7 protein-coding genes are annotated in these 7252 nt (G+C 71.2%); 5 read left to right on the forward strand and 2 right to left on the reverse strand.

The features are described from left to right. From AC5LSR_RS07335 to AC5LSR_RS07350, 4 genes are all read left to right on the forward strand, one after another. Positions 1-254, forward strand: a 254-nt coding sequence (locus tag AC5LSR_RS07335) for a hypothetical protein (RefSeq protein WP_250284496.1), incomplete at its 5' end; no start/stop codon positions are given. A 128-nt stretch (positions 255-382) separates the two neighbouring features. Next, entirely contained in the window at positions 383-1378 is a 996-nt protein-coding gene (locus AC5LSR_RS07340) for an alpha-ketoacid dehydrogenase subunit beta (RefSeq protein WP_250284524.1), read from the forward strand. Between the two features lie 122 nt (positions 1379-1500). Continuing rightward, on the forward strand, positions 1501-3198 hold the full coding sequence (locus AC5LSR_RS07345; protein WP_250284498.1) for a dihydrolipoamide acetyltransferase family protein: 1698 nt from the start codon (positions 1501-1503) through the stop codon (positions 3196-3198). 262 nt (positions 3199-3460) lie between these two features. Further along, positions 3461-3697 carry a hypothetical protein gene (locus tag AC5LSR_RS07350; protein ID WP_250284500.1) on the forward strand — a complete coding sequence of 79 codons (237 nt, stop codon included), beginning with the start codon at positions 3461-3463 and terminating at the stop codon, positions 3695-3697. Between the two features lie 246 nt (positions 3698-3943). Here the strand turns inward: AC5LSR_RS07350 and AC5LSR_RS07355 are convergent, their stop codons facing one another. Next, positions 3944-5788, reverse strand: coding sequence for an acyl-CoA dehydrogenase (locus AC5LSR_RS07355; RefSeq protein WP_250284502.1), 1845 nt, complete (start codon positions 5786-5788; stop codon positions 3944-3946). Positions 5789-6006: 218 nt separating this feature from the next. Next, on the reverse strand, positions 6007-6519 hold the full coding sequence (locus AC5LSR_RS07360) for a hypothetical protein (RefSeq protein ID WP_250293012.1): 513 nt from the start codon (positions 6517-6519) through the stop codon (positions 6007-6009). A gap of 405 nt (positions 6520-6924) precedes the next feature. Here AC5LSR_RS07360 and AC5LSR_RS07365 point away from each other — a divergent pair. Beyond that, on the forward strand, positions 6925-7252 hold a 328-nt coding region (locus tag AC5LSR_RS07365), incomplete at its 3' end, for an adenylate/guanylate cyclase domain-containing protein (protein WP_493468279.1).

Here is a 7252-nt window from a genome sequence, read left to right on the forward strand (position 1 = left end):
CCGGCTCCACCGAGGCCGAGCAGGGCGAACCGGCCTACCGGAACGAGCCGTCCCACCGGGGCGAACCGTCCTACTGGAATGAGCAGGCGCACCGGAACGAGCCGTCCCGACCAGCCGGGACGGCGCAGCGAGCCGAACGTCCGGGTGGGCCACCCGCGGCCGTCCGGACGGGCGCGACGGTCCGGGCGGCGGTGGTCCGGCCGGCGTCGACGGTAGCCGTGACGGCGGCCCGCGGCGTCCGGAAGGCGCTGTGACCATGCCGCGCCAGAAGGACGTCGCAACCGTGTCGCGCCAGCGGGACGCCGCGACCACATCGCGCCAGCAGGATGCTGTGGCCGCGTCACCCCAGCGGGGCCTGGAGGCCGCGTCGCTCCGGCGGGGTATGGGGGCCGGGCCGTCGACGCTGACCCTGGCCAAGGCTCTCAACGCGGGGCTGCGTGCGGCCATGGAGGACGACCCGAGGGTCGTCGTGATGGGCGAGGACGTCGGCCGGCTCGGCGGGGTCTTCCGCGTCACCGACGGGCTGCTGGCCGACTTCGGCGAGGACCGGGTGATCGACACCCCGCTCGCGGAATCCGCGATCATCGGGACGGCCATCGGGCTGGCGATGCGCGGCTTCCGGCCGGTGTGCGAGATCCAGTTCGACGGCTTCGTCTACCCCGCCTTCGACCAGATCGTCACCCAGCTGGCCAAGATGCACTATCGGACGCGGGGCCGGGTCCACCTGCCCGTGACGGTCAGAATCCCCTTCGGCGGCGGCATCGGCGCTGTCGAACATCACAGCGAGTCACCGGAAGCGTACTTCTGCCACACCGCCGGGCTGAAGGTGGTGGCGTGCTCCAACCCGGTCGACGCCCACACGATGATCCGCCAGGCCGTCGCCGCGGACGACCCGGTGATCTTTTTTGAGCCCAAGCGCCGCTACTGGGAGAAGGCCGAGGTGACCACCGGCCTGCCGCTGTCGACAGCCACCCCGCTGCACGTCAGCCGGGTCGTGCGCACCGGGGAGGACGCGACGCTGGTTGCCTACGGCCCGATGGTGCGCACCTGCCTGGACGCGGCCGCCGTCATGGCCGAGGAGGGACGCGAGCTCGAGGTGATCGACCTGCGCACGCTGTCCCCGCTCGACCTGTCGCCCGTGTTCGCGTCCGTACGGCGGACCGGGCGGCTGGTGGTGGTACACGAGGCGCCGTCGAACGTGTCGCTGTCCGCGGAGATCGCCGCGCGGGTCACCGAGAAGGCGTTCTACTCGCTGGAAGCCCCAGTGCTGCGTGTCACGGGATACGACACTCCGTATCCGCCATCTCGTCTGGAGGAGCACTACCTGCCGGACGTCGACCGGGTGCTCGACGCCGTGGACCGGTCGTTCGACTACTGACCGGCATCCACCGGGCCACACCAGCGAAACGTTCGACAGCCTGCGTGATGCCGGAGGGCCGGGTCCCGGTCGTCAGCCGTCACTCGGTCATCGGTCGTCCCGGCCACCAGTTGGAGGTCACCGTGTCACGTGAGCAGTTCCGGCTCCCCGACCTGGGCGAGGGCCTGCCCGACGCCGAGATCGTCCGATGGCTGGTGGAGGTGGGTGAGCACGTCACCGTCAACCAGCCGATCGCCGAGGTGGAGACCGCCAAGGCGCTGGTGGAGGTGCCCTCCCCGTTCGCGGGCGTGCTGGCCGTCCGGCACGCCGAGCCGGGCGACACGGTCGAGGTGGGGCAGCCGCTGGTGACCGTCGACACCGACGCCAGCGCCGGCGGAAGCGGAAGCGGCACCGTGGATGCCGCCGCTGAAAGCAGTGCATCCAGCACCAACGGCACCCACCGGGCGGGCGGCGCCATCCCCGTCACGGCCGGCCCGGCCGCTCCGGAGAGCCGGCGGCGGCGTGGTCAGACACCTGCCGCGCCCGGCTCGGATCCCGCGTCCGGTCACCCGTCCGGTCCCGCGTCCGGCTCGCGGGAGGGAGATGGCGAGCGGATGCCCGTGCTGGTCGGGTACGGCCCGCGCGGGGGGCCAGGGGTGTCCAGGCGGGCCGCGCGCCGGAGCTCACGCCAGGACCCGACAGGCAGGGCGGACGAGGCAGCCGCGGCAACCAGGACAGGTCCGACAACCAGGATAAATCTGGCAATCGGGACAGGTCCGGCGACCAGGACAGGCCTGCCGGATCCGGCAGGCGGGGGAAGGCCGGCGGGTACGGGCGCGGACGCGGGCGGCAGCCCACGGCCGCCCGACGGCCTCGACGCGCCGCGGCGGCCGGCCCGGGCCGTCGCCGTGCTCGCGAAACCACCGGTGCGCAAGCTCGCCCGCGACCTCGGTGTCGACCTGGGCACGATCGTCGGCACCGGACCGCACGGAACGATCAGCCGCGCCGACGTCGAGGCGGCCCGGACACTCACGAACGGCCACGATGCCGGCCGGGACGCCAGCCATGACGCCGGCCGGGACACCCACTGGGACGCCAGCCCGGACACCGCCCCGGGTGCCGGCCGGGACCGGGTCCGCCGCATCCCGGTGACGGGCCTCCGACGGGCGGCCGCGCAGGCGATGGTGACCAGCGCGGCGAACGCGCCGCAGGCCACCGAGTTCATCAGCGTGGACGTCACCGAGACGATGGCGGCCCGCGACCGGCTGGCCGCGCTGCCCGAGTTCGCCGACGTCAGGGTGACCCCGCTGCTGTTCGTCGCCAAGGCACTGCTGACGGCCGTCAGCCGCCATCCGATGGTCAATTCCCGCTGGGAGGACGCGGCCGGCGACGAGCCCGCGCGGATCGCCGTCCACGAGTACGTCAACCTCGGGATCGCGGTGGCCTCGCCGCGCGGGCTCGTCGTACCGAACATCGCGGACGCGGACCGGATGAGCCTCGTCGAGCTCGCGCACGCGCTGCACGAGCTGACCGTCACCGCCCGCGCCGGAAAGAGCACACCAGAGGCGCTGCGCGGTGGGACGATCACAATCACCAACGTCGGGGTGTTCGGCGTCGACATCGGAACCCCCCTCCTCAACCCGCCGGAAGCCGCGATCCTCGCGCTGGGAGCGATCCGTCCGATGCCCTGGGTGTACGGGGGTGAGCTGGCTGTCCGGACAGTGGCGCAGCTCGCCCTCACCTTCGACCACCGGATCGTCGACGGCGAGCTCGGCTCCAGGGTGCTCGCGGACGCCGCCCGGATGCTCACCGACCCGGCCGTGGCCCTCGCCTGGAACTGACCCACCGACGACGGCACGGGCAGCCCGCCAGGACCGCGATCCGCGACCCCAGGCAGTCGAAATGATACCTTTTGCCACAAACGGGCGAGCGGACCGGGCCCCCAGAGCCATCCACCGGCGTGAACACAACAGAGCGAGCAGGAATCCCAACCAGAGCAAAGCGGGTGGGATGGGGTGGACAACGGAGGAAGAAGCTTGCCTGGTACGGTTGCGCCTTGCTTACGGCTTCCGGTACGGCTTCCGGCACAAAGGGGTGGAACGCATGACGCGCGTGGAGGCACTGCAGGCCGCGGACGAGTTCGTCGCCAAGGTCCTGACCTCCGCAGGCTCCAGCGGACGTTTCAACGGTGCTCTCAACCTCGCTGAACGGGTCGATCTGACGCTGCGGGTCGCGCGGTTCCTCCTGGAGGGGCAGGGCGCCTCCGAGACCGACGACCTGCTCAAGCGGGACATGCGCAACGAACTGGACCAGGCCTTCCCGCCGCTGCGCACGTCCTAGGACACTTCCTGTAGATCCTGAGAACACTTCCCGTAGATCCCGCTCGACGCGGGCGACGATCTGGGCACCGATCCGCGCGGACGCGGATCCATGGCACAAAGGCACAGGCACGGACGCGGCCGGCCTCGGGATGCCGACCTCATCCCGGGGCCAGGCACGGGCCCGCGGTGGCGCGGACGGGGCACCTGCCCGCGCCACCCGTCTACCAGCCGGCTACCGGTCAGCCGGCTACCAGCTGCCGGTCACTCAGAACGCCTCCTCGGGGAGGTCCATCAGGTCGAGGTCGGTGGCCGCCAGGACGCCGAGCCGGGCGGACAGCTCGGGCAGCACGTTCGCGGCGAACCAGCGGGCCGCGGACACCTTGCCCGCGTAGAAGGCCCGGTCCTTCGCCGACAGGGTCCCCGCCGTCCCCCGCGCCGCCAGCGCGTTCTCCGCGGCCTCGGCCTGGCGCAGCAGCAGCCAGCCGATGACGAGGTCACCGACGCTCATCAACAGCCGGGTGGTGTTCAGGCCGACCTTGTACACGTTGCGGGGATCCTCCGCCGCGCTGGTGAGAAAGCCGACCAGCGCGGCGACCATCGACTGGACGTTGTCCAGCGCGACGCCGAGGGCCTCCCGTTCGTGCCGCAGCGAGCCGTCGCCGGCGTCACCCTTGGCGAACGCCTGGATCTCGCCGAACAGCGTGCCCAGCGCCGTGCTCCGGTCCCGCACGATCTTGCGGAAGAAGAAGTCCTGCCCCTGGATGGACGTGGTGCCCTCGTACAGGGTGTCGATCTTGGAGTCCCGGATGTACTGCTCGACCGGATAGTCCTGCAGGTAGCCGGAGCCGCCGAGGACCTGGAGGGATGTCGCGAGCAGCTCGTAGGACCGTTCCGAGCCGACGCCCTTGACGATGGGCAGCAACAGGTCGTTGAGCCGTTCGGCGAGGTCGTCCCGGGTGCCCGCCGCCTGCGCCAGGGCGATCCTGTCCTGGATCGTGGCGGTGTACAGGACAAGCGCCCGCATGCCTTCCGCGTACGCCTTCTGCACCATCAGCATCCGCCGGACGTCCGGGTGGTGGATGACCGTGACGCGCGGCGCGGTCTTGTCCATCAGCCGGGTCAGGTCGGCGCCCTGGACCCGGGTCCGGGCGAACTCGAGTGCGTTGAGGTAGCCGGTGGACAACGTCGCGATGGCCTTGGTGCCCACCATCATCCGGGCGTACTCGATGACCTCGAACATCTGGGCAATGCCGTTGTGGACGTCGCCGACCAGCCAGCCGACCGCGGGCTGCTGCTCGCCGTAGCGCAGTTCGCAGGTGGTGGAGACCTTCAGCCCCATCTTCTTCTCGACGTTGGAGACGTAGACGCCGTTGCGCACGCGGGGCTCGCCGGTGTTCGGGTCCACCAGGAACTTCGGCACCAGGAACAGGGACAGGCCCTTGGTGCCCGGCCCGTGGCCGACCGGTCGGGCCAGGGTGAGGTGGAAGATGTTCTCCGGTACGTCCCAGTCACCACCGGTGATGAAACGCTTCACGCCCTCGATGTGCCAGCTGCCGTCGGGCTGGGGTACCGCCCTGGCGCGCCCGGCTCCCACGTCCGAGCCGGCGTCGGGCTCGGTGAGGACCATGGTCGCGCCCCACTGGCGCTCGATCGCGAGCCGGGCGAGGTTCTTCTGCTCGGCATTGCCGAGCCGGTCGAGGATCGCCGCGAAGGTGGGCCCGCTCATGTACATGAACACCGCCGGGTTGGCCCCGAGGACGAGCTCCGAGGCGGCCCAGGCGACCGAGGGCGGAGCGCCCATCCCCCCGAGGTGCGGCGGCACGAACAGCCGCCACCACTGGCCTTCCATGAGCTGGGCGTAGGACTTCTTGAACGACTCCGGCAGGGTGACGCTGCCGGTGCTGGCGTCGAAGACCGGGGGGTTGCGGTCCGCGTCCGTGAACGACTCGGCGATCGGGCCGGTAGCCAGCCTGTCGAGTTCGGCGAGTACCTCGTGGGCCGTGTCGCGGTCCATCTCGGCGAACGGGCCGTGCCCGAGCGTGTTGTCGACATCCAGCACCTCGAACAGGTTGAACTCGATGTCGCGGAGGTTGCTCTTGTAGTGCCCCATGGCTGTCTCCCGGGGAAGAGCCGGCCTCGGTGCTCACCGATGGGGCCGGCGTACTCCTACTGGCCAGTAACTCATACCCATGCTACCCGCCGGTAACCATCCTTGGTACGGATGCGCGGAATCCGGAACAACAAGCCGGAGCGAGCCAGGACCATGACATTGCGCAGCGAATGCCATGGCTGGCGACACTTTCCGCGACGGGGAGGCGGCCGGCGATCCTAGGAGACGTCGCCCCAGCGCAGGTTGCCGTCGGGATCGCGCAGGCAGACCACGGGACGTCCGTTGGCCCCCTGGACGACCTGGCCGGTGTCGGTGACGGTGCATTCGGCGTTCGGCACGGGAGCGGCCGGGTCGGGCGGCGGCGGGCCGGCCAGCCCCCAGCGCGGCTGGCCCGTGTCCGTCTGCTGGCAGTACAGGATCAGCCCGCTGATGGCCTGCCGCGGGGCGACATCGCGCGCGGATACGCATGGCTGACCCACGAACACCGTGGGCGACCAGTGCGACGAGTCAGAACCCGGCGGAGCATCGGTGAGGCCGCCCGGCGCGGCGGGATCGGACGCCTTCGGGGAGTCCTGCGCGCCCGGGGCCGGGGCGCCCGTCCCGCCGGTCGCGGCCGGCGGCCCGGAACGTTCGCCCGGCCCGCCCGAGGGGCCCGTGGCCGAGGCCCGCGGCGAGGACATCTCGATGTCGCTGCCGGCCGACCCGCAGCCGGCCAGCAGGAGCGCCGTCATCGCGACCGCCGCGACGGCACGGGCTGCGCTTCGGGCACGGGCTGCGCTTCGGGCACGGGCTGCGGCATGGGCTCTTAGACACCCGTGTCCTGCATGTCCAGCCGCCACACCGTCCAGCTTAGGCCGTGTCAGACGGATGTTGGTCGATGCGGGTGGCCGTCCGGGCGCCACCCGCGGTCGAACATCCGTCGGACGCGGCCTGGGCGCCGGCCGGCGGGGCACGGCGGCGCGCGGGAAGAACGATCGGCCCGGCGGGCGCCGGCCGGGATTTTCCGACTGTCATGAACCAGGAGTGACCGGGTCGGGACGCGTCACTCACGACTGTGGGACAGATCACGATCACCGGAAACGACTGACATCGCCATCCTGTCCCGTACGGCGGTTCTCCGGCCTACGATCCGGCACATGGTCGCCTGCCCGACATGCGGAAAGGCCAATCAGGACGAAGCACGCTTCTGCTTCTCCTGCGGTACTCCCCAGCCCACGTTCGGGATCGGCGCCCGCAAGACCGTCACGATCCTGTTCTGCGACGTCACCGGCTACACGGCCATCGGTGAGCAGCTCGACTCCGAGCCGCTGCAGCAGGTCATGTGGCGGTTCTTCAGCGCCGCCCGCGAGGTGATCTCCTCGCACGGGGGCAGCGTCGAGAAGTTCATCGGGGACGCCGTGTTCGCCGTCTTCGGCATTCCCGTCCTGCACGAGGACGACGCGCTGCGGGCCGCCCGGGCGGCCT

The sequence above is a fragment of the Protofrankia sp. CiP1_Cm_nod4 genome, from assembly GCF_982290645.1.

Excerpts from the sequence above, each read along its gene's own strand:
- AC5LSR_RS07340 (WP_250284524.1), top strand. The coding sequence starts at position 383 with ATGGGGGCCGGGCCGTCGACGCTGACCCTGGCCAAGGCTCTCAACGCG.
- AC5LSR_RS07350 (WP_250284500.1), top strand. The coding sequence starts at position 3,461 with ATGACGCGCGTGGAGGCACTGCAGGCCGCGGACGAGTTCGTCGCCAAG.
- AC5LSR_RS07355 (WP_250284502.1), bottom strand. The coding sequence starts at position 5,788 with ATGGGGCACTACAAGAGCAACCTCCGCGACATCGAGTTCAACCTGTTC.
- AC5LSR_RS07360 (WP_250293012.1), bottom strand. The coding sequence starts at position 6,519 with ATGACGGCGCTCCTGCTGGCCGGCTGCGGGTCGGCCGGCAGCGACATC.